We start from the raw sequence: 25,994 nt of genomic DNA on the forward strand, positions 1-25,994 counted from the left end.
GTGCGTATCCCACTTTCATGGCTGCGTGAATTCGCGCAGGTTCCGGCCGACGCAACGGCCGAAGACGTCATGGCGGAACTCGTCAAGGTCGGCTTTGAAGAAGAAGCGGTCCACCGCCCCACGGACGAACTCAAGGGTCCCATCGTGGTGGGCCAGGTCCTGAGCCTCGTCAAGGAACCGCAGAGCAACGGCAAGACCATCAACTGGTGCCAGGTCCGCGTGGTCCCCGAAGGCCAGGAGCAGGCCCTGACCGGCAAGGGCATCGACCCCTCCGGTGTGCAGGGCATCATTTGCGGTGCCCACAACTTCGTCGAGGGAGACAAGGTTGTGGTCACCCTCCCGGGCGCCGTGCTCCCGGGTGACTTCCACATTTCCGCGCGCAAGACCTATGGGCACCTGTCCGCAGGCATGATCGCCTCCGTACGCGAACTCGGCATCGGTGAGGACCACGACGGCATCCTGGTGCTTTCCCGCATTGGCCTGGATCCCGAAATCGGCACCGACGCCATGTCCCTCCTTGGCCTCTACGACGAAGCCGCCGAAATCAACGTCACTCCGGACCGCGGCTACGCGTTCTCGATCCGTGGCGTGGCCCGCGAATATGCCCACGCCACCGGAACCGTCTTCACGGACCCGGCAGCGAAGGTCAATGCCCCTGTGGCACTCTCCGGTGGCTACGGCGTCAAGCTCAATGACGACGCTCCCATCTACGGCAAGCCCGGTTGTGACCGCTTCGTGGCCCGCACGGTCCGCGGCGTGGACGCCACCCGCCCCACCCCGCCGTGGATGGTCTCTCGGCTGCGCCTGGCAGGCATCCGCTCCATTTCGCTGCCTGTGGACATTTCCAACTACGTGATGCTCGAACTCGGCCAGCCGAACCACTGCTACGACCTCGACAAGCTTTCCGGCGACATCGTGGTCCGCCGCGCAGTCGCGGGGGAGAAGATCACCACCCTCGACGACAAAGTGCGTGCGCTCGACGTCGAAGACCTCCTGATCTCCGACGACTCCGGCGCGATCGGCATCGCCGGCGTCATGGGCGGAGCCAACACCGAGGTTTCCGATTCGACCACCAACATCCTGGTCGAGGCTGCGCACTTCGATGAGGTCTCGATCGGCCGCTCGCGCCGCAGGCACAAGCTACCGTCCGAGGCGTCCAAGCGCTTCGAACGCGGAGTGGATTGGCAGGTTGCCAACGTTGCTGCCCAACGCGTCGTTGACCTCCTGGTTGAACTGGCCGATGGAACGGCCGACGAAGCCGGCACCGACGTCGGGACAGCACCGGACGCCGTGACCATCGAGCTGCCGGCCGGTTACGCGGCCTCCAGGATCGGTATCGACTTCACGGAAGAGCAGATCACGGGTTCCCTTAAGGACCTCGGCGCCATCGTCCTGAGGGACGAGGTGGGCGGCTCCTATGTGGTCACGGCACCGAGCTGGCGCAATGACCTGGAAACCAAGGAAGACCTCTCCGAGGAAATCGCAAGGCTGGTTGGCTACGACAACATCCCGGCCACCCTTCCCGTCGCCCCTCCAGGACGCGGCCTGACCCGGACCCAGCAACAGAAACGCCGCGTGGTCCAGGCGCTGGCCGACGCAGGGCTCACCGAGGTCCTCTCCTATCCGTTCGTCTCCAAGTCGGCCAATGACACCTTCGGAGTTGCGGAGGAAGGTGCGGCACGCACCGCCCTCAAACTGGCCAACCCGATCAGCGAGGAACACGGTTACCTGCGTACCTCCGTGCTTCCCGGCCTGATCGAGGTCGCCCGCCGCAACCACTCCCGCGGGTTCCGGGACCTCGCGCTCTTCGAGGCAGGCTCGGTGTTCCTTCCGGACGGCCAGCTGGGCACGGCGTCCATCCCGCCGCTGGGCGTCAAGCCTTCCGACGAGGTCCTTGACGGACTGTACGACGGCGTCCCGGACCAGCCGCTGCACATCGCCGCTGTTTTGACAGGCCATGATTCCCCGGCAGCCGCGGCCCACACTCCGCGTGCCTGGGACTGGGCCGACGCCCTGGATGTTGCCCGGCTCGTCGGCGACGTCCTCGGAGTGGAGCTCGTGGTCAGCCAAGGCAGCCACCAGGCGTTCCACCCGGGCCGTGCCGCCCAGTTGGCGCTCCGCTCCGGCGACGTCGTGGGCTACGCCGGCGAATTGCACCCCAAGCTGCTCGCCGCACATGACATGCCGGCACGCTCCGTGGCGCTCGAGCTCAACGCGGATGCACTATTCGACGCCGCTCCGGACGTCATTGTTGCCAAGCACATCTCCGGTTTCCCGGTGGCCACCCAGGACGTTGCCCTCGTGGTGCCGCAAGACGTTCCGGCGGACGCCGTCCTGGCCGCCCTCCGGGAAGGCGCCGGCGAGCTCCTCGAAGACGTCGCCTTGTTCGATGTCTACGCGGGCCAGGGCATCGAAGACGGCAAGAAGTCGCTTGCCTTCGGGCTGCGGTTCCGTGCCACGGACCGCACCTTGACCGCAGACGAGGCATCGGAGGCCCGCGAGGCCGCAGTCGCCGTCGCCGCAGAGCGATTCGGAGCAGTCCAGCGCTGACGAGGATCAACCCGGGGATCCAGGGGCTGGCTGTTCACATCCAGTCCCTGGATCCTGCCGATTCCGCCGCCATCGAAAAGATTGCTGCGGAATTGTTGTCTCCGGCCGAAACCCTGAGGGGAGACGCCATGGCCCCGGCCCTGCGCCTGGAGTTCCTCGCGTCCAGGCTGGCGCAGCAGGACTTTGCCGCCACCCTCCTGGGTGTTCCCGCCTCGAAGCTCCAGGCCGCGTATGAGTGCCCGGAATGCGGTGCTGGTCCCGGCATCGCCCATGGTCGCCCCGGATACGTGCTCGACGGCGGCCCCGCACCCCTGGCGCTCAGCGCCTCACGGTCGTCGGGCTGGGTGTTGTTTGCCGCCGTCGTGCATCCGGAACCGGGGCTCCGGGTGGGCGTCGATCTGGAGAATGCGACCGGTACGGAGTTCGCCGGCTTTGACGACGTTGCCCTGACCGCACGGGAGCGGCGCCATCTCAAGGCGCTGGAACCCGGGCGCCGGGCGCAATCGCGCGCACGCTTGTGGGCGCGCAAGGAAGCCTGGTTGAAGATGACGGGGGAAGGGCTCAGGGTGGCCCCGGATTCCCTTGAGGTGCTTGATAGGCCGGGGCTGTGGGATCTGGAGCTTCCGGCCAGCGCCGACGGCCATGATCTTCCTGCCGGACTGGTTGCTGCCCTCGCGGTAACGTCCCGCTGAATCCTTGGATTAGCTGAATTTCGGGATCAGCCGAAAGCGGGCAGCTTTGCTTGGTACAGCCACGGCTCCAGGACAGCGGCCGCGTCGAGCCCCGGGACGTAAGCGTTGGCCGCGGCGATGAATTCCGCCGTGGACACCGAGCTGTGGCGCTTGGCCCCGGTCCAGTGCCGCAACATTCCGAAGAACGCCGCGTCACCGCATGCAAGGCGGACGGCGTGGAGGGCGAGGGCCCCGCGCTTGTAGACGCGGTCATCGAACATGTGCTCGGGTCCGGGGTCGCCGATCACCAGGTCCTGGGCGCCGGCGTCGAGCTTGCGCCACGCGGCCCTTGCACGGTTGGCGAGGGACATGACGCCTGCCTCCTCGGACCAGATCCACTCGGCGTAGCAGGCGAAGCCCTCATGCAGCCAGATGTCCCGCCAACTGCTCACAGTGAGCGAATTGCCGAACCACTGGTGGGACAGCTCGTGGGCGATGAGGCGCTGCGCATCCCACGATTGCTCCATGTGGTTCCGGCCAAAGATCGAGAGGGTCTGGGCCTCAAGGGGGATTTCCAGCTCGTCCTCGGTCACCACGGCCGTGTATTCGGCAAAGGGATATGGGCCGAAACACTCCACAAACGTGCGCATCATGTCGGCCTGCCGAGCCAGGCCTTCGCGGGCCTCGGTCAACAAACCGGGGGAGACCGCAACGAACTGGGGCACCGGAGCCTGCCGCAGGGCTTCTGCATGATGGGCCGTCCCCGTGCGGACCCCACTGGGGGCGGGGCTGAGCTGGTGGAGCCGGTAGCGTCCGATTTGCACAGTGGCGAGATAGCTTGCCATCGGCTCGCCTTGTTCGTAGACCCAGGTTTCGCGGCTTGATTTCCTGCTGTGGGAGACCAGGCGGCCGTTGCAGATCGCACGGTAGTTGTCGTCGGTGGTGATACTGATCAAGTAGCTGGACTTGTGCCGCGGATGGTCGTTGCACGGGAACCAGGAAGCGGCGCCGTTCGGCTGTCCGGCAACCAGCACGCCGTCGTCGAGCTCTTCCCAACCGACCTCGCCCCACAGGCCCCGGCGCGGCTTCGGGTTGCCGTCGTAGCGGAGTTCAACCGTGAAGTGCTGGCCTGCCCTCAAGCGGTCCTTGGTGGTGATCACGAGGTGCTCGCCGCGGGTACTGAACTTCGGCACTTTCTTGCCGTCGACGAGGATTTTGGAAGCCTTCAGGCCCACCAGATCGAGCATCACCGAGTCCGCGTCTTCGAAGGCTACGCAGCGAAGCACGGCGCGGCCGTTGAGCCGGTTGCTGCCCAGGCTGTAGTCCAGGTCCAATTCATACCTCAGCACCTGGAATGCCGTGCTTCCGTGGTGCAGGGTGTAGGGATCGGCGGCAGTTGTGGTTATTCCTGGTTCGCTAGGGCTCATGTGTGCTGGCTGCCTCCGTGTAGCTTGTTGTGCTGCTGTTGTCATGGGCTGGTATTTCACGCCCTCTTGCCAATTTACGCTACGGTCCGGACCACGGGCTGACGGGGTTGCCCATCCAGTAAGTGCCCGCGGGAACAGTCTCGCCGCGCATGACCAGCGACGCCGGTCCCACCGTTCCGCCCGCCCCGATACTCGCGCGCGGCAGGATGACGCCGTGCGGGCCCATCGTGGCGCCGTCTCCGAGGACCACCGTGTCTATGCTCATGATGCGGTCGTGGAAGAGATGGGTCTGGACCACGCAGCCACGGTTCACCGTGGAGCTTTCGCCGAGAGTGACGAGGTCGGCTTCCGGCAGCCAGTAGCTCTCGCACCAGGTACCCCGGCCGATTTTCGCTCCGAGCGCCCGGAGCCACCACACCAACGCCGGCGTGCCGGATGCCGAACGCGCAAACCAGGGAGCGCTGACCATCTCGATGAAGGTGTCCACCACTTCGTTGCGCCAGATGAACGAGCTCCACAGCGGATGCTCGCCCTCTTTGATGCGTCCCACCAATATCCACTTCGCGGCGACCGAACTGGCCGCGGCCACGGCACCCGCGGCGAGGACCACGACGCCACCAAGGACGGCAGCGAGCCAGTAGGAGCTCTCGGTGGCGATCCAGTCGAGGACCAGCATGATGCCGACGGCGATCCCCACTGTCAGGATGACCGGCACCAGCCGGCATAGTTCCCAGAGGGCCCGTTTGGTTTTGAGGGCCAGCGGCGGGTTGAAGGTGAGGCTCTGATCGGCGTCGACGACGGTCCGGCGCAGCCTGACGGGAGGGCTGCCCAGCCAGGAGGTGCCCGATTTGGCCTTGGCCGGCGTAGCGGACAGCACCGCGACCAGTGAGTTCTTGGGCACGCTGCGGCCTGCGGCGGTCATACCGGAATTGCCGAGGAACGAGCGTTTGCCGATCTTGGCCGGCCCGATCTTCATCCAGCCGCCGCCAAGCTCGTAGGAGGCCACCATGGTGTCGTCCGCGAGGAACGCGCCTTCGCCGATGGTCGTCATGCGTGGCAGCAGCAGCACCGTGGAAGCCTCCACGTTACGGCCTACCTTGGCGCCCAGCAGGCGCAGCCACACTGGTGTGAAGAGGCTGGCGTAGATGGGGAAGAGCAGGTCCCGCGCCATGTCCAGCACACGTTCAGTGGCCCAAACCTGCCAGCCGACCCGGCTGCGGACCCGATAGTACCCCTCCTTGAGACCGACGCCGAGCATCCGGGTGGTCACCAGGATCAACAGGAGATTGCAGAAGAACCAAGCCAGTGCCGCCAAGGGAATGGCAAGCAGGAGTTCGGGGAACGCATCCTGCAGGGAATTCCTTCCTTGGATGAAGGCCAGGATGACGATCGCGGCGACGAATGCCGAAATGTAGGGGATCAAGGCGAGCAGCGCCGAGGCCGCAGCGAATGCCGCAAACCAGAGCCTGCCGATCAGGTGGTGTGACGAGGGGGTCTCGGGCCAGCCATTCTTGGCTTTGCCGCGGCGTTCGGCGGGGGAGCCGGCAACAAGATGCCCGGCCTTGACCTTGCCCAACACTGCGGAACCGGGCTCCACGCGTGCACCTGCGCCGATGCTGGTTCCCGGCATGAGCGTGCTGCGGGAGCCCACAGTGGCGCCTGCTCCCACATGGATGGCACCGATGTGGACGTAGTCACCGTCGATCCACCAGGCGGAGAGATCCACTTCGGGTTCGATGTTGCAGCCGCTGCCCAATGACAGGAGTCCTGTGACGGGAGGCAAGGAGTGCAAATGGACGTTGTTCCCGATCTTCGCACCCAGCGCCCGGGCGTAGTACGGAACCCACGGGGCGCTGGCGAGGCTGATGGCGCCCGAAAGGTCCTGGATTTGTTCGGCCAGCCACAGCTTCAAGTGGACTTTGCCTGAGCGCGGGTAGGTTCCGGGACTAACTCCACGCAAGAGGGTTCGGGCGGCGAGGATCGAGATGCCCATGCGTCCCGGCGGGCTGACGAACACCAGCCAAGATGCCAGGATCCACCACCAGGACACCACGGGAGCGGCTGTGAAACCGGCGAAGTCGGCCAGCAAATGGTTCGCGGCCATGAGGTACGTGAGCCAACGCATGCCCACCAGGATGTTGAGGAAGATCCCCATCAGGGTCTGGAAGATCTGCGATTTCCGGGAGGTGGGGCGAACCGTGCGTTCGGCCGCCGGTCCCTGGATGCCGCCTTCGGGCAAAGACTGCCGAGCGGCGTCGATCAGGGCGCCGACCCGGGGTGTCGCGTAGATTTCGGCCACCGTAATGGTGGGGTACCGCACGCGCAGCGCCGAGACGAGCTGGGCAGCGGCGAGGGAGCCGCCACCATAGGCGAAGAAGTCGGCGTCGAGCGAGGTGACGCCGGAGCCGAGGACGCTTTCCCATTGCTCAACCACCCACTGGGCGTCCTCGGGCAGGTTGAGTGGCGCCTTGTCCGCATCCGCGGCGCCCGCGCCCGCCAACGGCCACGGGAGGGAATGCCGGTCCACTTTGCCGCTGGTCTTCGTCGGAAGCGAATCCACGACCGTCAGCAGGGGAATCAGCGCGGCGGGCAGGCTTTCCGAAAGCAGCTCGCGGGAAGCTGAGAGATCGATGTCCTCGGGTCCGGCCGGAGCCAGGTAACCGACCAGTATCTGGTTCCCTGCCGCCGTCGTGCGGACTGCAGCCGCGGCACCAGCGACCCCCGGTAAGGCCTGCAGGGCGGCGTCGATTTCGCCGAGTTCGATGCGCCGGCCACCCAGCTTGACCTGTTCGTCCGCGCGGCCTTGGAAGATGAGGCCGGCTTCCTCGTAGCGGACGAGGTCGCCGGAGCGGTACGCGCGTTCCCACCCCAGGGACGGCATGGGTGCGTACTTTTCTGCGTCTTTGGCCGGATCGAGGTAGCGGGCCAGTCCGACGCCGCCGATGATCAGTTCGCCCGTCTCGCCTTCCGCGACTGGAACCCCGGCGGCATCGACGACGGCGAGGTCCCAGCCGTCCAGCGGCAGTCCGATCCGGACGGGTCCATCCCCGCCTAGGGGAGCCGCGCAGGCCACGACAGTCGCTTCGGTGGGGCCATAAGTGTTCCATACCTCGCGGCCGTCCACCGCGAGGCGCTCAGCGAGTTCGGGAGGGCAGGCCTCGCCGCCGAAAATGAGCAGGCGCACGTTCTCGAGGGCTTCCGCGGGCCACAGGGCCGCGAGCGTGGGAACGGTAGACACCACTGTGATGCCGTGGTTGATGAGCCATGGGCCAAGGTCCATGCCGGAACGCACCAGGGCGCGCGGGGCAGGGACGAGGCAGGCACCGTTCCGCCACGCCAGCCACATCTCCTCACAGGAAGCGTCGAAGGCCACTGAAAGGCCGGCGAGGACCCGGTCCTGCGGACCTATGGGATCTTGCTGGAGGAAAATCCGGGCTTCGGCGTCAACAAAAGCGGCGGAGGAACGGTGCTGCACCGCAACACCCTTTGGCGTGCCGGTGGAACCTGAGGTGAAGATGACCCAGGAATCGTCATCCAGCCCTGGGGAACGCGGAGCCGGGTGCGGTGTCGGCCGCTCCGCGGACACGTCGATCCTGCGGCCCTTGGTGACGACGGCGGACACTTCGGCTTCTCCGAAAACGAGCCGTGCCCGTTCCTCGGGATCGTCAGCGTCTACGGGTACATAGGCGGCCGCAATCGAGAGGATCGCCAGGATGGCGATGTAGAGATCGTTGGATCCAGAGGGGACCCGCACGCCGATTTTGTCTCCTGGGCCCAGTCCGGCTGCGTTGAGCGAGGCAGCAAAACCGCGCACCTGCGCCAAGAGCTCGGAATAACTCAGCGACTTGTGCCCGTCATCGAGGGCCGAGGCCTCCGGGAATGTCCGGGCCGTGTCCTGGAGGATCTCCATGAGCGTGCGTGCCGGCGGTGCGGCTGCCGAGCCTTGCAGCTGAGGCAGATGCTCTACTTGCAGTTCCAGGCGGTCGGCCGGGAGTTCATGTTCCTGGGTCACGTTCGAAGCTTCTCGGATTGAGGTGAACAAAAAGTGTCAGCGGTCGCGTTGCCGTTGCTTCGATTATGGGACCAACAGTACCTTGCCTGTGGTCTTGCGGGCTTCCAGATCGCGATGTGCCTGGGCGGCTTCGGCCAGCGGGTATGTTCCGCCAATCCGGACCTTGAGTGCGCCGCTGGCTGCAGCGCCGAAGACTTCGGCCGAACGCCAGCGCCGCTCCTGCGGGTTCTGCAGGAAGTGGCCTAGCGTGGGGCGTGTCAGGGACAACGATCCGCCCGCGTTCAGTCGCTGCGGGTCAAAGGGAGGCACGGGTCCGGACGCCGCCCCGAACAGGACGAGCGAGCCGCGGATCCGCAGGCTCGCGAGGGAACCGTCAAAGGTATCCTTGCCGACGCCGTCGTACACCACATTGACTCCTACGCCGTCGGTGAGCTCGCGGACCTTGTCCGCAAATCCGGCGTAGCGCAGGACCTCGTCCGCGCCGGCTTCCCGGGCAAGGGCTTCCTTCTCGTCCGAGGAGACCGTGGTGATGACGCGGGCGCCCCGGGCCTTGAGCAACTGCGTCAGGATGAGTCCCACGCCGCCTGCGCCGGCATGGGTCAGGACCGTCTGGCCCGGTTCCACGCGGAAAGATGAGTTGATCAGGTAGTGCGCGGTCATTCCTTGCAGCGGCAGGGCTGCCGCTGTGTGGTCGTCGACGCCGTCCGGTACCGGAAGCGCTTTGTCGGCGTCTACCAGGGCGTACTCCGCGTAGCTGCGGGATCCTTCAGCGGTAGCGACCCTGTCCCCGATGGTGAAATCCACCACGTCCGCGCCGATGGCCACCACGGTGCCGGCCGACTCGGAGCCGGGAGTGAACGGGTACTCGACCTTGTAGATACCACTGCGCTGATACGTGTCGATGAAGTTCACGCCGGCGGCTGCAACTTTGACGAGGAGCTGGCGCGGGCCCGGGACCGGAACCTCTGCCTCGGTGACTTCAAGGACTTCGGGTCCTCCGGCTTGCCGGGCAATGATCGCGTGCGTCATGGGTCTCCTTCTCCGTCGAGGCACTTTCGTGCCCGCATTCACACAACCATCCTAGGGAGCGGAGTCCGTCGAGTGTCCAGTCAACGGCTTGGGGCCGCGGTTCGCCGTAACGTGTCCGGTGGTAATCCGGGCGTGTCAGCTCCTGCCGTGCGCGGATGCAACAGGGCAGTCAAAGCCGCGGCCCGCTGCGAGTCCTACCTCATTGAGGTACCGCACGACGATGGCGTAGGACTGCATCAACGTGGTTTCGGTGTAGGCGATGGAGTGCGTTTCGCAGTAGCTTCGAACGATCTCCGAGGCGCGGCGCAAGTGTGGGCGGGCCATGTCGGGGAACAAGTGGTGTTCCGCCTGGTGGTTGAGGCCGCCAAGAAGGATGTTCATGAAGGGTCCGCCGGAGATGTTCCTGGCAGTCAGAATCTGGCGACGCAGGAAATCGACGCGCGAGTCGGTCGGCAGAACCGGCATGCCCTTGTGGTTCGGGGCGAAGGAAGCACCCATGTAGAAGCCGAACACCATGATCTGGACGCCCAGGAAGGCAAATGCCATGCCAATCGGCAGGAAGGTGAAGGCGAGGACCGGCAGTGCGAGAAGCCGTGCCAGAAGGATGGGGGTCTCCACCCAGCGGTGCTTGATGGCTCCGGGCCGGCAGATGTACATTAACGACTCCCACTGCAGGCTGATGCCGAGAAGCAGGAGGAGCGGGAAGAAGAACCAGCCTTGCCTGCGCGTGAGGAATGCGAAGCGTCCCTGCCTGCCTGCGGCGGCCTCAACGTGGAAGGCCAGGGCTCCGGTCTTGATGTCCGGGTCCTTGGAAATCACGTTCGGATTGTTGTGGTGTGCGCCGTGCTTCTGTTCCCACCAGGAGTAACTGATTCCGGCAACCGAAGTGGCAAGGATGCGGGCGGACCAGTCATTGGCCCTGCGGGAGGCAAAAATCTGGCGGTGGCCGGCCTCATGGGCCAGGAAGCTCAACTGGGTGCAAAGGATTCCCAGGGCCGCGGCGATGAGGAGCTGGTACCAGCTGGGACCGATCAGCGCGAAGCCGAACCAGGTACCGGTCAGCAGGAGGACCAGGGCGGCAAAAACGCTGATATAAAAGCCGACGCGGCGCTTCAAAAGCCCTTCCGCACGGACCGTCTTGAGGAGCTCGGAATAGCTGAGCACGACGGCGTTGGGTGGCCGGACGCCCTTGGTAGGACGTTCCGTGGTGGAGGTCTGTGACATATGCAGTTGCCCCGTAATACATAACGGGCAACGCTGCAACCGACGATCGGCTGCACGGTCTAGATCACCCTCTATTCAGCATACGCTCCCAAAACCGCGCGCCGAGACGAGCCGCTCCCGGCAGATCCGAAAACAATCATGCATAAATATCGGCAACCATGAATAGTTTTGCTGTATAGTCGTGCCATGACTATTTCTGTTGCCGTCTCCGGTGCCAGCGGCTATGCCGGGGGAGAGGTGCTGCGCCTCCTGGTAGGCCATCCGGACGTCACCATCGGTGCCATCACTGCGCACAGCAATGCCGGTTCAAGACTAGGGGAGTTGCAGCCGCATCTCCATGGTTTGGCCAGTCGGATTCTCGAAGACACCAGCGTGGAAAACCTCGCTGGCCACGATGTGGTGTTCCTGGCGCTCCCGCATGGAGCCTCGGCCGCGATCGCGGCCCAGTTGCCGGAAGGCACGCTGGTGATCGACGCCGGCGCGGACCACCGGCTCGAAGACCCCGAGGCATGGGAAAAGTTCTACGGCTCGGCGCATGCCGGGACCTGGCCTTACGGGTTGCCGGAACTCCCCGGCCAGCGCGACGCACTAAAGGGCGCGAAGCGGATTGCCGTGCCCGGCTGCTACCCGACGTCGGCCCTCCTCGCCCTCACACCTGGCTTCGCCAACAAGCTTCTCCAGCCGGACGACGTCGTGATTGTTTCCGCCTCAGGCACCTCGGGAGCCGGCAAAGCGGCCAAGGTGAACCTCATCGGTTCCGAAGTCATGGGGTCCATGAGTCCCTATGGCGTGGGCGGCGGCCACCGCCACACCCCCGAGATCGAACAGGGACTTTCCAACGCCGCCGGTGAACCGGTTACCGTGTCCTTCACGCCCACGCTCGCGCCCATGAGCCGCGGCATCCTCAGTACTGCAACTGCCAAGGTCAACGCCGGCGTCACTGCAGCCGAACTCCGCAGTGCCTGGGCTGAAGCGTACGACGACGAACCGTTCGTCCACCTGTTGCCCGAAGGCCAGTGGCCCATGACCAAATCGGTGCAGGGTTCCAACCACGCCGTCATGCAACTGGCCTTCGACGAGCACTCCGGCCGCGTGGTTGTCACGTGCGCCATCGATAACCTGACCAAGGGGACCGCCGGCGGCGCTGTGCAGTCCATGAATATTGCCCTCGGCCTGGACGAATCCGCCGGCCTCAACGTCCAAGGAGTTGCCCCGTGACCATCACCGCCCCCCAGGGATTCCGGGCCGCCGGCGTCAAAGCCGGCATCAAGGCATCGGGCAATCCCGACCTCGCCCTGGTCGTCAACGACGGCCCCCTGAAAGCCGCAGCAGCCGTTTTCACCTCCAACCGCGTCGCCGCGGCTCCCGTGCACTGGTCCCGCCAGGTTCTCTCCGACGGGCGCGTTGACGCAGTGGTGCTGAATTCCGGCGGCGCCAACGCCTGCACCGGTCCCCAAGGATTCCAAAATACGCACGCAACCGCCGAGAAAGTGGCCGCCGTCCTCGGGATCTCCGCTTCCGACGTCGTCGTCTGCTCCACCGGCCTCATCGGTGAGCAACTGCCCATGGACAAGATCATCCCGGGCATCGACGCCGCGTTCGCGGAGCTGGCCGAGAACGGTGGTTCCGCCGCCGCCACGGCGATCATGACCACGGACAGCGTGGCGAAGGAAGCAGTCTTCACCGGCACCGATGCCGAAGGCAACACCTTCACGGTCGGAGGCATCGCGAAGGGTGCCGGCATGCTGGCGCCCGGCCTCGCAACCATGCTCGTAGTGCTCACCACTGATGCCCAGGTCCCGGCGGAAGAGCTCGACGTCGTTCTCCGCGACGCCACGCGGGTCACCTTCGACCGCACGGACTCGGACGGCTGCATGTCCACCAACGACACTGTTGTCCTGCTGGCATCAGGGGCCTCCGAAGCCATCCCGTCCGCCGAGCAGCTCGGCGCCGGAGTCACCCAGGTGTGCGCCGAGCTTGCCCGCAAGCTGATCGGCGACGCCGAAGGCGCGAGCCACGACATCGCCATCCGCACGTTCAACGCGGCGAGCGAGCGCGACGCCGAAATCGTCAGCCGTTCCGTGGCCCGATCCAACCTCTTCAAGACCGCCATCTTCGGCAAGGACCCGAACTGGGGCCGCGTCCTGTCCTCGGTGGGCACCACGGACGCCGTCTTCGAAGCGGACCAGCTCAACGTCTCCATGAACGGCATCCAGATCTGCCGCAACGGCAGCATCGGCGACGACCGCAACCTGGTTGATCTCGAGCCCCGCGAGGTGCTCGTGGAAATCGACTTGCAGGCCGGCGACGCCGAGGCCACCATCTGGACCAATGACCTCACGCACGAGTACGTGCATGAGAACAGCGCCTACTCGAGCTAGACGGGGATGACCATGACTGCGCACACCCGCGAAAATACCTCCATGAGCGATGCCCAGGACAAGGCCGCGACCCTGATCGAGGCGCTGCCGTGGATCCAGCGCTTCGCCGGCACCACCATGGTGATCAAATACGGCGGCAATGCCATGGTCAACGAAGAACTTCGACGTGCCTTCGCCGAGGACATCGTCTTCCTGCACCACGTGGGCATCCACCCCGTCGTCGTGCACGGGGGTGGTCCGCAGATCAACTCGATGCTCGGCCGGCTGGGCATCGAATCCGAATTCAAGGGCGGCCTCCGCGTCACCACTCCCGAGGCCATGGATGTGGTCCGTATGGTACTCACCGGACAAGTGGGCCGCGAGCTCGTCGGCCTCATCAACTCCCACGGGCCCTATGCCGTGGGCATGTCCGGTGAGGACGGCGGGCTCCTGCGTGCAGTGCGTACCGGCACCGTGGTGGACGGGGAAGCAGTGGACCTGGGCCTGGTGGGCGAAGTGGTGGGTGTTGATCCCACGGGTATAGAGGACATCCTCGACGCCGGCCGCATCCCGGTGATTTCCACGGTCGCCCCCGAGATCCTCGACGAAGGGGATGGCACGGGCTCCACCACGGGGCAGGTCCTCAACGTCAACGCGGACACCGCAGCAGCGGCCGTCGCCTCGGCACTGGGCGCATCCAAGCTCGTTATCCTGACCGATGTCGAGGGCCTCTACGCAAACTGGCCGGACAAGTCCTCGCTCATCTCCTCGCTGACGGCCACGGAGTTGCGGGAGATGTTGCCGCGCCTGGAGTCCGGAATGATCCCGAAAATGGCTGCCTGCCTGAAGGCCATCGATGAAGGAGTGGAACGGGCGCACATTGTGGATGGCCGCCTGCCGCACTCCATGCTCCTGGAAACCTTTACGACCGCGGGCATCGGAACCCAGGTTGTCCCTGATGAGGAAGTGAACTCATGAACGAAACTGTTGGTTCTCGCTCGACCGCCATCGCCGCGGAGGCCGCCGCAACCACGCTCGTTTCCCAGAGCACGGGAAGTGACTGGCTGGCGCGTTACTCTTCTTCGCTCATGGGCGTCTTCGGCACGCCGCAGCGGGTCCTTGTCCGCGGGGCAGGGGCCCTGGTGTGGGACGCCGACGGCAAGGAATACCTGGACCTCCTGGGCGGTATCGCTGTCAATGCCCTTGGCCATGCCCACCCGTTCGTCACCTCGGTCATCGCCAGCCAGCTGGCCACGCTGGGCCATGTCTCCAATTTCTTCACGAGCCCCACGCAGATCGCGCTCGCCGAGAAGCTGCTGGCCCTCACCAACGCTCCTCCCGGCTCCAAGGTGTTCTTCGCCAACTCGGGCACCGAAGCCAATGAGGCCGCGTTCAAGCTGGCGCGGCGCAACAGTTCTGACACGCGCACCAAGATCATCGCGCTCGAAGGTGCCTTCCACGGCCGCACGATGGGCGCGCTTGCCTTGACTGCCAAGGAAGCGTACCGGGCACCGTTCGAGCCGTTGCCCGGCGGTGTGGTCCACATCCCGTTCGGCGACATCGAGGCGCTCCGTGCCGCCGTCGATGAAAACACGGCCGCAGTGTTCCTCGAGCCCATCCAAGGCGAAGCCGGCGTCCGCCCGCTCAGTGTCGAATACTTGCAGGCGGCCCGCGAAGCCACCACCGCTGCCGGCGCGCTGCTGGTCCTGGACGAGGTGCAGACCGGCATCGGCCGGACCGGCAAATGGTTGGCCAGCGAAGACGCAGGCATCGTCCCCGACGCCGTGACCCTCGCGAAGGGCCTGGGCGGCGGCTTCCCGGTCGGCGCGCTCATCACCTTCGGCGAGCGGACGTCGTCGCTCCTGACCGCGGGCCAGCACGGAACCACTTTCGGCGGGAACCCGGTGGCCACGGCCGCCGCGCTCGCTACCTTGCATGCCATCGAAAACCAAGGCGTGCTGGAAAATGTGCTCAGCGTCGGCGCTCACCTTCGGGCTGGACTGTCCGACGTCGACGCCGTCACTGAAGTGCGCGGCGAAGGTCTCCTGATCGGCTTCGATCTTGACGCCGATATCGCGCCCGCCATGGTGACGGCCGCGCTCGATGCAGGCTTCATCATCAACAGCCCCGGCCCGCGCACCATCCGGCTGGCTCCGCCGCTCATCCTGACCACCGAGCAAGCGGACCGTTTCCTCGACGCGCTGCCGGGCATCATCAAAGCCGCGGCAGCCCTGACCGCTGCACCCCTGACCGCTAAGGACGCACAGTGAACACCACCCGTCACTTCCTCAAGGACACGGACCTCACCCCGGCCGAGCAAGCCGAAGTGCTCGAACTCGCCGTTCGGATGAAGGCCGCACCGTACAGCGTCCAACCGTTCGCAGCTGCCGGCAGCGGGCGGAAGACGGTCGCCGTGATATTCGACAAAACCTCCACCCGTACCCGTGTGTCCTTCGCCACCGGCATCGCCGACATGGGCGGCAACGCGCTCATCATCAATCCGGGCGAGGCGCAGATCGGCCACAAGGAATCCGTGGAGGACACCGCCAAGGTCCTCGAACGCATGGTCTCCACCATCGTGTGGCGGACCTCGGCGCACTCCGGCCTCGTAGCCATGGCCGAAAACTCCAAGGTTCCCGTCATCAATGCCCTGTGCGACGACTACCACCCCTGCCAGTTGCTGGCAGACCTCCTGGCGGTCAAGGAGCGCAAGGGCGAACTCAAGGGCCTCACCATGGCCTACCTGGGCGATGCCGCCAACAACATGGCCAACTCCTATCTGCTCGCAGGAGTCACGGCGGGCATGCACGTCAGGATCTCGGGTCCGGAAGGCTACCTGCCGGCCGCCGACATCGTCGCGGCAGCGGAGGAGCGCGCCGCCGAGACCGGCGGTTCCGTGCTCATCACCACTGACGCCAAGGAAGCCCTCGACGACGCCGACGTTGTCGCCACGGACACCTGGGTGTCCATGGGCCAGGAAGCCGAAAAAGAAGCCCGCATGCAGCTCTTCCGCGAGTACTCCGTGGACGAGGCTGCCATGGCACACGCCGCACCGGACGCCGTCGTGCTCCACTGCCTTCCCGCCTACCGCGGTTACGAGATCTCAGCCGGTGTCATCGACGGACCCCAGTCCATCGTCTGGGACGAAGCGGAGAACCGCTTGCACGCGCAGAAGGCGCTCATGGCCTGGCTGATGCACCGCTCGGGACTGGCCTTCGTCGACGGGCTTTCCCCCGTTGAGGGCACCGGAGAGAGCACGTTCTAGTGTCCACCCATCCAGCATCGCAAGGTGCCAGCCCGGCCACCAAGACCGCCCGACAGGCGCGGATCACCGCGATCCTGACGGGTCAATCGGTGCGCTCGCAGGCAGAGCTCGCAGCCTTGCTGGCGGACGACGGCGTGCAGGTCACCCAAGCGACCCTCTCCCGGGACCTGGTGGAACTGGGGGCGGTCCGCGTGCGCGGCAAGGACGGTGCACTGGTCTATGCGGTGCCCGGCGAGGGTGGAGACCGCAATGCAAAGAGCGGTGTCACCCAGGAAATCCTGGACGCGCGCCTGTCCCGCCTCTGCGGCGAGCTACTGGTCACCGCGGAGGCTTCGGGCAATATCGCGGTGTTGCGGACGCCGCCGGGGGCCGCCAACTTCCTCGCCTTGGCCATCGACCACTCGGTGATGCCGTCTGTATTGGGTACGATCGCAGGCGACGACACTTTGCTTTTGGTTGCCCGGGATCCCGACGGCGGCGCCGAGCTGGCAGCCCGATTCCTCCAGCTGGCCCAGGAAGCCGGACCGGGTAACTAGCCCAGGCCGGCAACTGAAACATTCCGGCACTGTTCCACCCGGGCCTTCGGCCCGACCCAAGCATTTGACTCAAAAGAACCAAGCAACAACAAAGGAGCACTCTCGTGACTGAGCGCATTGTTCTGGCCTACTCCGGTGGCCTTGATACTTCCGTAGCCATCGGCTGGATCGGTGAAGCCACCGGGGCCGAGGTCATCGCCGTGGCCGTCGACGTCGGACAGGGCGGCGAGTCGCTGGAGACCATCCGCCAGCGCGCCCTCGGCTGCGGCGCCGTCGAGGCCTACGTCGCCGACGCCCGCGACGAATTCGCCAACGAATACGCCATGCCCACGCTGAAGGCCAACGCCCTCTACCAGGGCCACTACCCGCTGGTTTCGGCGATTTCACGTCCCGTGATCGTCAAGCACCTCGTCAAGGCCGCCCGCGAATTCGGTGCCACCACCGTTGCGCACGGTTGCACGGGCAAGGGCAACGACCAGGTCCGCTTCGAGGTCGGCATCCAGACCCTGGGCCCGGACTTGAAATGCATCGCACCTGTCCGCGACCTCGCCCTGACCCGCGACAAGGCCATCGCCTTCGCCGAGGAAAAGGGACTGCCGATCGAGACCACGAAGAAGAACCCGTACTCGATCGACCAGAACGTCTGGGGACGCGCCGTCGAGACCGGCTACCTCGAGGACATCTGGAACGCTCCCACCAAGGACATCTACGACTACACGGCCACACCGGAATTCCCGCCGGCACCGGACGAAGTCACCATTACCTTCGAAGCCGGCGTCCCGGTGGCCATCGACGGCATCAAGCACACTCCACTCCAGGTCATCCAGGAACTGAACCGCCGCGCCGGTGCCCAGGGCGTTGGCCGCATCGACGTTGTCGAGGACCGCCTGGTCGGCATCAAGTCGCGCGAAATCTACGAGGCTCCGGGCGCCATGGCCCTCATTACCGCCCACAAGCACCTCGAGGACGTCACCATCGAGCGCGAGCAGGCCCGCTTCAAGGCCACGGTCGGCCAGCGTTGGTCCGAGCTGGTCTACGACGGCCAGTGGTTCTCCCCGCTCAAGCGCTCCCTGGACGCTTTCATCGAGGACACCCAGAAGTACGTCTCCGGCGACATCCGCATGGTCCTTCACGGCGGCCAGGCCATCGTGAACGGCCGCCGCTCCGACACCTCGCTCTACGACTTCGACCTCGCCACGTACGACACCGGCGACACCTTCGACCAGTCGCAGGCCAAGGGCTTCATCGAGCTATGGGGAATGTCCTCCAAGGTCGCCGCAGGCCGTGACCTGCGAGTGTCAGGCAAATGACGTCCGTGGGCCCTCGGACGCCGGGGAGCGAGGTTGGGGAGCGTTCGGGGACGAATGAAGGTGCGCTGTGGGGCGGCCGGTTCGCCGGCGGTCCCGCGGATGCGCTTGCCGCACTGAGCAAGTCCACGCACTTTGACTGGCGGCTGGCCCGCTACGACATCGCCGGCTCCAAGGCGCATGCCCGCGTGCTGCACAAAGCGGGGCTGCTGGACGACGGCGAACTCCAAGGCATGCTCGAGGCGCTCACCTCGCTGGATGACGACGTCGCGAGCGGTGCGTACCAGCCCGCCGAGAGCGATGAGGACGTCCACGGTTCCCTCGAACGCGGGCTCATTGAGCGTGCGGGAACCCACCTGGGAGGCAAGCTCCGGGCAGGGCGTTCGCGCAATGACCAGGTGGCCACGTTGGGCCGCATGTTCCTGCGCGACCACGCACGCATCATCGCCCGCGGTGTGCTCGCCACGATCGATGCCCTCGTTGAGCAGGCCAAGGCCCACCATGGCGTTGCCATGCCCGGCCGGACGCACTTGCAGCATGCCCAGCCTGTCCTGCTGAGCCACCACCTTCTGGCCCACGCCTGGGCACTGTTGCGCGACGTGCAGCGGTTCCAGGACTGGGACAAGCGCGCCGGCGTCTCGCCGTACGGTTCCGGCGCTTTGGCCGGTTCCTCCCTCGGCCTGGATCCCGAGGCAGTCGCAGCGGATCTCGGGTTCTTCTCGGCAGTGCACAACTCGATCGACGGCACGGCTTCGCGCGATGTCTTCGCCGAGTTCGCATGGATCTGCTCGATGATCGGCATCGACCTTTCGCGGGTCTCCGAGGAAGTCATTCTGTGGGCCACCAAGGAGTTCTCCTTTGTGACGCTCCATGATTCGTACTCCACGGGGTCTTCGATCATGCCGCAGAAGAAGAATCCGGACGTCGCCGAGCTCGCCCGCGGCAAGGCAGGGCGCCTCATCGGCAACCTGGCCGGCCTGTTGGCAACGCTCAAAGGCCTGCCGCTCGCGTACAACCGCGACCTGCAGGAAGACAAGGAACCGGTTTTCGACGCCGCGGACACCTTGGAAGTGCTGCTCCCGGCTGTCTCCGGCATGATCGCCACGCTCACCTTCAACACCGAGCGCATGGCTTCCCTGGCACCGCAGGGCTTCGCACTTGCCACGGACATCGCCGAATGGCTTGTCCGCCAGGGAGTGCCGTTCCGGGAGGCACACGAGCTCTCCGGAGCGGCGGTGAAGCTGGCTGAAGGGCGCAGCGTTGAGCTGTGGGACCTGACGGACGAAGAGTACGCGGGCATTTCGGAGCACCTTACCCCCGAGGTCCGCACCGTGCTCAGCACCGAAGGGTCGCTCAACAGCCGGAACTCCCAGGGCGGAACGGCCCCGGCCGCCGTCGAGCGCCAACTGCTTGCCCTCGAAGCTGAACTCGCAGTGGTTCGGAAGTACGCGCAGTAACCAAAGCAGGTCCACACCGGTGGGCATTTCGCGGCAGTGTCTTACGCAAAAGCTGCCACGAAATGCCCGCCGTTGTCAGTTAATCCTCGTTAACAGCCGTTAACTCTGTCGGATACTATGGCGCTATGACCGAGATCACTACCTCAGCGCTTCTTGCCGAGCTCCACAAAGCAGCCGGCACTGTCACCGACGTTGTCGCCAAACTCGACGACGCCGATGTTGCAGCTCCCTCTGAGCTGCCCGGGTGGACCCGCGGCCACGTGCTGGCGCACATTGCCGGCATCTCCAATGCCATGGCCCGCCAGCTGGAATACGCCGCGCGCGGCGAGACCATCGACATCTACGACGGCGGCTACGAGGGCCGTACGAAGGCCATTGAGCTGGCTGCGAGCCACAGCCTCGCTCAACACCGTGCGGCCACGGAAGCGGCCCTCGCCCGGGCCCTGAGGGCCTTCGACGGTCTCGTGGAGTCCGGCTGGAACACCCGGATCAGCTTCCGGAATGGAACAGTGCTCGACGGCGGCCTGGCGCTCTGGCGCGAACTGGTCATCCACGTCACGGATCTGGGAGTCGGCCGCGGCCCGGAGGCCTGGAGCCGGCAATTCTGCGAGCATCTCTTCGATTTCCTCTCCGCCCGAGTGCCGGCCGACCAGAAATTCGTACTCCAGCCCCTGGGCCTGCCGCAGCTTGTCATTGGCTCGGGCCGGCAGTCCGTCGCGATCAACGGCATGATCACCGATATCGCCGCCTGGCTCGCCGGGCGCACGCCTACCCTGGGGAGCCTGCGCGCCTCTGCTGACGCGGACGGTGTTGACTTGCCGGAGCTTCTCCCGTGGCCATCGAGCGTTCCCGCGGCGCACTAGCGCTGGCGCGCTTGCTTGCCGCTGCCCGCCACAGGTGCATCGTGGCGTAGGAACGCCACGGGCTCACGTTGCGGAAATCGGCAGGCAGGCCTTCCGCGGCCGCTAGATTCTTGAGGCCGTTCCGAACCGCTGCATCGTTGGCGAGGAAAACATCCGGGTCGCCGATGACCCTCATCGCCACGTAGCCCACGGTCCATGGTCCGACGCCGGGAAGCGGCAATAGCTTGTCGGCCAGTGTTTGGGGGTCGTCGCCATAGTCGAAGTCGAGCTCCCCGCAGGCCATCGCTGCTGCTGCGGCCAGCACGGAGTCTATGCGGCGCTGTGGGCCCTTCAGTAGTTCCCGGCCCGAGCCGGCGATCTCCTCAACCGTGGGAAACAGACGATCCAGGCCCAGTGCGTGTCCTGCGTGGCCTTCCGGCAGGCGGGTTCCGGCGTCGGAAAGTTGGGTCAGCGCCGTGCGGGCGGCGGCTACGGTGATTTGCTGGCCGATCATCGCCCGGATCAGCAGCTCTTGGGGATCCACGGCACCCGGAACCCTGATCCCGGGCGTATCGCGAACTGACGGGCCGAGCCTGGCATCGGAACCCAACGCCTCGTCCACGGCGACGGGATCGGCGTCGAGATCGAACAATCGCCGCACCCGGCTGAGGAGCACGGGAAGATCGTGGAGATCGAGGGTGCTGACGGCGAGGGTCAGGGCGCCGCCGCGCGCCCCGGCGTCGTACTCCACGGTGAACGCCGCATTGCCGCGGGGCAAGCGGAGGGCCCGCGTATAGCTGCTGGAGTTCGCCAGCTCGACGCCGGGAACCGCGCGGGCCGCGAGGAAATCGAAAATCCCTGTGTCGAACGGCTCCCGGTACGGGAGGTTGAGGGTCAGAGAGGTAGCCTCGCCCTGTCTGCCGTGATGGCCAATGGGCTTCGCGGTGGCCCGGAACGCCGTCGGTGTCAGGGCGAAGACTTCGTTGATGGTGTCGTTGAACTGGCGGACACTGTTGAATCCGGCAGCGAAAGCCACATCCGAGAGTTTCATCGAGGTGGAGACCAGGAGCGTCCTGGCCGTCTGCGCCCGGCTGGCCCGCGCCAGGGACAGCGGCCCGGCGCCAAGTTCATGACTGAGGATCCTGTTGAGCTGGCGGGAGGAATAGCCCAGCCTGGTGGCGAGTCCTTCGACGCCGACCCGGGAGAGCGCGCCGTCGTTGATGAGCCGCATCGCCCTCCCGGCGATGTCCGAGCGCAGGTTCCACGCAGGCGTGCCAGGAACCGCCTCCGGGAGGCAGCGTTTGCACGCCCTGTACCCGGCCTCGTGCGCCGCCGCCGAGGTTTCGTAGAAGGTCACGTTTTCTGCCTTGGGTGTCCGTGCCGGGCACGACGGCCGGCAGTAGATGCCCGTCGAACGGACGGCGGTGAAGAACTGGCCGTCGAACCGGGGATCCCGCGCGTCGATAGCGCGGTAGCGCTGCCAAAAGTCCATGGCTTCATCCTTTCAGCATCGGCAGGCTCTTCCTAGCGGAAATCGGACATTGCCGGCGGCGGATCGAGCTGATGGATTTTGCTAGGGTCTGGGCATGACAACGCAGAGCCAATCCACGGAGGCCATCCGGGCCATTCTTTCCGGAGATCCGCGGGACGTTGCTCCTTTGCTCCTCGGCGCAGTGCTGAGCCACCGGACGCCCGAGGGCACGGTATCCGTCCGGCTCAGCGAGGTGGAAGCGTATCTGGGTCCGCGGGGCTCGGGTCAACCCGATCCTGGCTCCCACACCTTTGGCGGCCCCACCGCCCGCAACGCACCCATGTTCGGTCCGGCAGGCCACCTCTACGTCTACTTCACGTATGGCATGCACTATTGCGCCAACATTGTCTGCGGTCCCGACGGCGTTGCGTCCGCGCTGCTGTTGCGGGCAGGGGAGGTGGTGGCCGGGCACGCCTTGGCGCAGTCCCGGCGTCCGGCGTCGAAGTCCCTGAGCGACCTCGCCAGCGGGCCGGCGCGACTCGCCTCCGCAATGGGGCTGACCACGGCGGACAGCGGCCGCGATGCCTTGGCCGAGCCGTTCGGCCTCGAACTTCCGGTTACCCCGGCTGCGCCATCAGCAGTCGCGAGTGGTCTCCGCGTAGGAGTATCCGGCGACGGCGGTTCCGCCGACTACCCGTGGCGGTTCTGGCTTTCCGGGGATCCGACGGTGTCCCGCTACAAGCCGGGCAGGAGCCGCGCCGTCTAGAGGCCTCCGGGGATCCTCAGGCGGCGTGTTCGGTCCGGGTCGGTTCGGCGACATACACGCAGTGGTTGTCGGGCACTTCGAAGGGCGCCAGGCGGCCGAGCAATGACTCGCGCACGTGGGGCCACTCATCGCGCAGGATCGAGAAAACGGCGGTATCGCAACGGCTGCCGTCGGGAGCGAAACGGTGCCCGCGCAGCGTGCCCTCGTAGCTGGCCCCGAGCCGCTGAATGGCCGAGGCGCTGCGGGTATTCCGGGCATCGCAGCGGAAGGCAACCCGGTGGACGTCCAGCACATCGAAGGAGTAGGCCAGCAGCAGTTGCTTCGCGGCGGGATTGACATGGCTACCCCAGAACGGGCGCCCGTAAAATGTGCCGCCGATTTCCAGGCGCTGCTGGCGGGGACTGTACTCGCACAGCGAGGTGGTTCCGAGCAGCGCGCCGGTCCGCTGCTCGACGACCGCGAATGGAATGGTTGCCGGATCTTCGAGGCGGGCTGTGAAGAGTTCGGCCAGTTCCGCCGCGCTCAAGGGCTGCTCGGCGGCCATGCCGGACCACATCCCGGAGTCCACGAAATCGAAGAGCGGACCGGCATGTGCAGGGGAGAGTGGGACCAGGCTGATGCCGTGTCGCGTAAGGGCAACGTCGTGCTGCATTGCAGCATTTAAGCACCACTGGGTGCGGATGGAAAAGCTCAGGGGGTTAGCGGCGGGTGAACATTGTATGACGCACCGGCGTGCGGGCAGTTTCACGCACGTCAAGCAAAACCGCTGTAGAATGGACGGTCCGTCTTTTTCGATAGGGGAACGTTTCGATGCACGACGCTGATTTGATCCACGAGCGGGAGTACGTGGCCGGTCTCTACTCGCGCCTGGATGAGCTGCGGGAGGAAAAGCGCCAACAGCTGGCGCAGGTCCGGCGCGCCGGAGCGGTGGGAACCATGCAGAACGTTTCCGAAAGGGACGCCTTCGCGGCACTGTACGAGGACCGCCTCGCCCAGCTCGACGCCGTCGACGACCGTCTCGTGTTCGGGCGCCTCGACCTGGACACCGGGGAGGCGCAGTACATCGGCCGCATCGGACTGTCCACCGCGGACCTCCAGCGGCTTATGGTCGACTGGCGCGCCCCGGAAGCCGGCCACTTCTACCAGGCGACCGCCTTCGACCGGCAGGGCGTCCGCCGTCGTCGTCACCTGATCCTGCAAGGCCGCGAGGTCAAGGCGATCGAAGACGATGTCCTGGATGCCAGCATGCTGGCGGACAACGCCTCGCTCCAGGGTGAGGGCGCACTCCTTGCCGCCCTGAATTCCAAGCGCACCGGCCGCATGTCGGACATCGTCGGCACCATCCAGTCCGAGCAGGACCGGATCATCCGTTCGTCCATGTCGGGTGCCTTGGTCGTCCAAGGCGGTCCCGGTACCGGAAAGACGGCCGTCGCGCTCCACCGCGCCGCCTACCTGCTGTACACCCACCGTGACCGCCTGAAGTCCGCGGGCGTGCTGCTCGTCGGGCCTTCCTCGTCGTTCATGCACTACATCGAGCGGGTCCTGCCTTCCCTCGGCGAGACCGGCGTCGTCATGGCGAGCCTGGGCCGCCTCATGCCCGGAATCCATGCCGTCCCGGAACAGGATCCCGACGTCGCAGCGCTCAAGGGCAAGCTGAACATGGCCGACGTGATTGCCAACGCCGTAGCCAACCGCCAGCGGACTCCCGCCGAGGACCGCATCCTCGAGGTCGATTCCCGCAAGCTCACACTGTCCGTGCGGCAAGTCCGCCGCGCCCGGGACAGGGCACGCGCTACCGGCAAGCCGCACAACGAAGCCCGCGTGACGTTCGTGAAGATTCTGCTGCGCGAACTCACGGAGCAGCTGACGGAGATTGTCGAGGAATCGAATATCGGCAACAACGCCGACCGTTCCTATCTCGCCGAAGACGTCCGTTCGGCACGCGACGTCAGGATCGTCCTGAACCTGTGCTGGATGCCGATGACGCCCGAGAAGCTCGTGTCCGAGCTCTTCAGCAAGCCAGCCATCCTGGAAGCCTGCACCCCGCATCTCACACCGGCACAGCGTGCGCTACTTCTTCGCCCCGCGGATGCGCCGTGGACCGAAGCCGATATTCCGCTGCTCGACGAGGCCGCTGAGCTCCTCGGCGAGCTGGATCCCGCCGCCGGCAGGGGACTGGCACAGCAAGAGCATGATCGTGCCCGCGACATCGCCAACGCCAAGCAGACCCTGGTCAACATGGAGGCCATGGGGGTCGACGTGTTGATGACGGCCGAGGAATTGGCGGACCAGAACCAGGAACGCGAAACGCGGTTGACAGCGGCGGAACGGGCCACGAGCGACCGTTCGTGGGCGTTCGGGCACATCGTGGTTGACGAAGCCCAGGAACTCTCGCCCATGCAGTGGCGGCTCTTGGTCCGCCGCTGCCCCTTGAAGTCCTTCACGATCGTCGGCGACATCGCCCAGACGAGTTCCTCTGCCGGTGCGAATTCCTGGCAAAGTGCCCTCGCGCCGTCGTTCGGGGACCGCTGGCAGCTCGAAGAACTCACCGTCAACTACCGCACCCCCTCGCAGATCGCGGAAGCGGCGGTCCGCATGGCGAACCGCGCGGGGCTGGTTGTTTCGGCTCCCAAAGCCGTGCGTGAAGGCAAATGGTCGCCCATCGTGGACCGTGTGGACGAAGCGGGGATGGTGGACCGTCTCGTTGAGGTCCTTCCGGAAGAACTGGAAGCGATCGACGGCGGCCTCCTCGCGGTGATCGCCGACGGCGCCCTCCTGCCGCGCGCCGCAGCCGCCCTCCGCGGGGTGTATGGCCACCGTGTGGGCACCGGAGCGGGCAGCTACTCCCAGGACATCGTGGTCATCAGCCCCAAGGAAGCCAAGGGCCTCGAGTTCGATGGTGTCGTGGTTCTTGAGCCTGCTGCCATGCTGAACCACGAACACGGGAAGGTGGGCGATCTCTACGTCGCGATGACCCGTCCGACGCAGCGGCTGCGCCTCATCACCGCCGCGCCGTTGCCCGCGGGTATCGAACGCTGAGCCATGCAAGCAAGACGAACGGCAATCCTGCTAACTTA

At 65.8% G+C, this 25,994-nt stretch carries 19 protein-coding genes; 13 read left to right on the forward strand and 6 right to left on the reverse strand.

Features of this window, described 5'->3' with window-relative positions; all coding sequences use genetic code 11:
* Together pheT and ACSKT0_RS07240 are read left to right on the forward strand one after the other, a co-directional pair.
* Positions 1–2,550: a phenylalanine--tRNA ligase subunit beta gene (gene pheT / locus ACSKT0_RS07235; RefSeq protein WP_437773142.1), complete on the forward strand. Its 2,550-nt coding sequence runs from the start codon at positions 1–3 to the stop codon at positions 2,548–2,550.
* A 128-nt stretch (positions 2,551–2,678) separates the two neighbouring features.
* Positions 2,679–3,242 (forward strand): 4'-phosphopantetheinyl transferase family protein, encoded by a 564-nt coding sequence (locus ACSKT0_RS07240; protein ID WP_437773143.1) that lies wholly within the window; start codon positions 2,679–2,681, stop codon positions 3,240–3,242.
* Between the two features lie 26 nt (positions 3,243–3,268).
* Here the strand turns inward: ACSKT0_RS07240 and ACSKT0_RS07245 are convergent, their stop codons facing one another.
* The 4 genes from ACSKT0_RS07245 to ACSKT0_RS07260 form a co-directional block, all read right to left on the reverse strand.
* The gene (locus ACSKT0_RS07245) at positions 3,269–4,648 is read right to left on the reverse strand and encodes a M1 family metallopeptidase (protein ID WP_437773144.1); all 1,380 of its coding nucleotides are present in this window, start codon (positions 4,646–4,648) and stop codon (positions 3,269–3,271) included.
* A 79-nt stretch (positions 4,649–4,727) separates the two neighbouring features.
* On the reverse strand, positions 4,728–8,558 hold the full coding sequence (locus tag ACSKT0_RS07250; protein ID WP_437773987.1) for a Pls/PosA family non-ribosomal peptide synthetase: 3,831 nt from the start codon (positions 8,556–8,558) through the stop codon (positions 4,728–4,730).
* A 165-nt stretch (positions 8,559–8,723) separates the two neighbouring features.
* Positions 8,724–9,689 carry a quinone oxidoreductase family protein gene (locus tag ACSKT0_RS07255; RefSeq protein WP_437773145.1) on the reverse strand — a complete coding sequence of 322 codons (966 nt, stop codon included), beginning with the start codon at positions 9,687–9,689 and terminating at the stop codon, positions 8,724–8,726.
* 135 nt (positions 9,690–9,824) lie between these two features.
* Positions 9,825–10,913 (reverse strand): fatty acid desaturase family protein, encoded by a 1,089-nt coding sequence (locus ACSKT0_RS07260; protein WP_437773146.1) that lies wholly within the window; start codon positions 10,911–10,913, stop codon positions 9,825–9,827.
* Positions 10,914–11,099: 186 nt separating this feature from the next.
* Between ACSKT0_RS07260 and argC the strand changes: the two genes are divergently transcribed.
* From argC to ACSKT0_RS07305, 9 genes are all read left to right on the forward strand, one after another.
* A complete protein-coding gene (argC, locus tag ACSKT0_RS07265) occupies positions 11,100–12,131 on the forward strand; it encodes an N-acetyl-gamma-glutamyl-phosphate reductase (protein ID WP_437773147.1) in 1,032 nt (343 codons plus the stop codon).
* The gene (argJ, locus tag ACSKT0_RS07270) at positions 12,128–13,294 is read left to right on the forward strand and encodes a bifunctional glutamate N-acetyltransferase/amino-acid acetyltransferase ArgJ (RefSeq protein ID WP_437773148.1); all 1,167 of its coding nucleotides are present in this window, start codon (positions 12,128–12,130) and stop codon (positions 13,292–13,294) included. The genes argC and argJ overlap by 4 nt, the downstream gene beginning before the upstream one ends.
* 12 nt (positions 13,295–13,306) lie before the next feature.
* Positions 13,307–14,251: an acetylglutamate kinase gene (argB, locus tag ACSKT0_RS07275; RefSeq protein WP_437773149.1), complete on the forward strand. Its 945-nt coding sequence runs from the start codon at positions 13,307–13,309 to the stop codon at positions 14,249–14,251.
* Entirely contained in the window at positions 14,248–15,543 is a 1,296-nt protein-coding gene (locus tag ACSKT0_RS07280; RefSeq protein WP_437773150.1) for an acetylornithine transaminase, read from the forward strand. Before argB ends, ACSKT0_RS07280 begins: the two co-directional genes overlap by 4 nt.
* Entirely contained in the window at positions 15,540–16,538 is a 999-nt protein-coding gene (gene argF / locus ACSKT0_RS07285; RefSeq protein WP_437773151.1) for an ornithine carbamoyltransferase, read from the forward strand. The genes ACSKT0_RS07280 and argF overlap by 4 nt, the downstream gene beginning before the upstream one ends.
* On the forward strand, positions 16,538–17,074 hold the full coding sequence (locus tag ACSKT0_RS07290; protein WP_345449851.1) for an arginine repressor: 537 nt from the start codon (positions 16,538–16,540) through the stop codon (positions 17,072–17,074). The genes argF and ACSKT0_RS07290 overlap by 1 nt, the downstream gene beginning before the upstream one ends.
* A gap of 104 nt (positions 17,075–17,178) precedes the next feature.
* Positions 17,179–18,384 carry an argininosuccinate synthase gene (locus tag ACSKT0_RS07295; RefSeq protein ID WP_345449852.1) on the forward strand — a complete coding sequence of 402 codons (1,206 nt, stop codon included), beginning with the start codon at positions 17,179–17,181 and terminating at the stop codon, positions 18,382–18,384.
* Entirely contained in the window at positions 18,381–19,838 is a 1,458-nt protein-coding gene (argH, locus tag ACSKT0_RS07300; RefSeq protein ID WP_437773152.1) for an argininosuccinate lyase, read from the forward strand. Before ACSKT0_RS07295 ends, argH begins: the two co-directional genes overlap by 4 nt.
* A gap of 125 nt (positions 19,839–19,963) precedes the next feature.
* Complete coding sequence (locus ACSKT0_RS07305) at positions 19,964–20,701, forward strand: maleylpyruvate isomerase family mycothiol-dependent enzyme (protein ID WP_437773153.1); 738 nt, start codon at positions 19,964–19,966, stop codon at positions 20,699–20,701.
* On the opposite strand, the gene ACSKT0_RS07310 is transcribed toward ACSKT0_RS07305, so the two are convergent.
* The gene (locus ACSKT0_RS07310; protein ID WP_437773154.1) at positions 20,607–22,172 is read right to left on the reverse strand and encodes an AlkA N-terminal domain-containing protein; all 1,566 of its coding nucleotides are present in this window, start codon (positions 22,170–22,172) and stop codon (positions 20,607–20,609) included. The two genes, ACSKT0_RS07305 and ACSKT0_RS07310, sit on opposite strands and share 95 nt — an antisense overlap.
* A gap of 94 nt (positions 22,173–22,266) precedes the next feature.
* Between ACSKT0_RS07310 and ACSKT0_RS07315 the strand changes: the two genes are divergently transcribed.
* On the forward strand, positions 22,267–22,917 hold the full coding sequence (locus ACSKT0_RS07315) for a DNA-3-methyladenine glycosylase (protein WP_437773155.1): 651 nt from the start codon (positions 22,267–22,269) through the stop codon (positions 22,915–22,917).
* Between the two features lie 16 nt (positions 22,918–22,933).
* Here ACSKT0_RS07315 and ACSKT0_RS07320 read toward each other — a convergent pair whose 3' ends face one another.
* The gene (locus tag ACSKT0_RS07320) at positions 22,934–23,569 is read right to left on the reverse strand and encodes a GNAT family N-acetyltransferase (protein WP_437773156.1); all 636 of its coding nucleotides are present in this window, start codon (positions 23,567–23,569) and stop codon (positions 22,934–22,936) included.
* Positions 23,570–23,727: 158 nt separating this feature from the next.
* On the opposite strand from ACSKT0_RS07320, the gene ACSKT0_RS07325 reads away from it, so the two are divergent.
* Positions 23,728–25,956 carry an AAA family ATPase gene (locus ACSKT0_RS07325; RefSeq protein WP_437773157.1) on the forward strand — a complete coding sequence of 743 codons (2,229 nt, stop codon included), beginning with the start codon at positions 23,728–23,730 and terminating at the stop codon, positions 25,954–25,956.
* The last annotated feature ends 38 nt before the right edge of the window (positions 25,957–25,994 follow it).

The sequence above is a fragment of the Arthrobacter sp. KNU40 genome (assembly GCF_051515115.1).
In the GTDB taxonomy this organism is placed as follows: domain Bacteria; phylum Actinomycetota; class Actinomycetes; order Actinomycetales; family Micrococcaceae; genus Arthrobacter.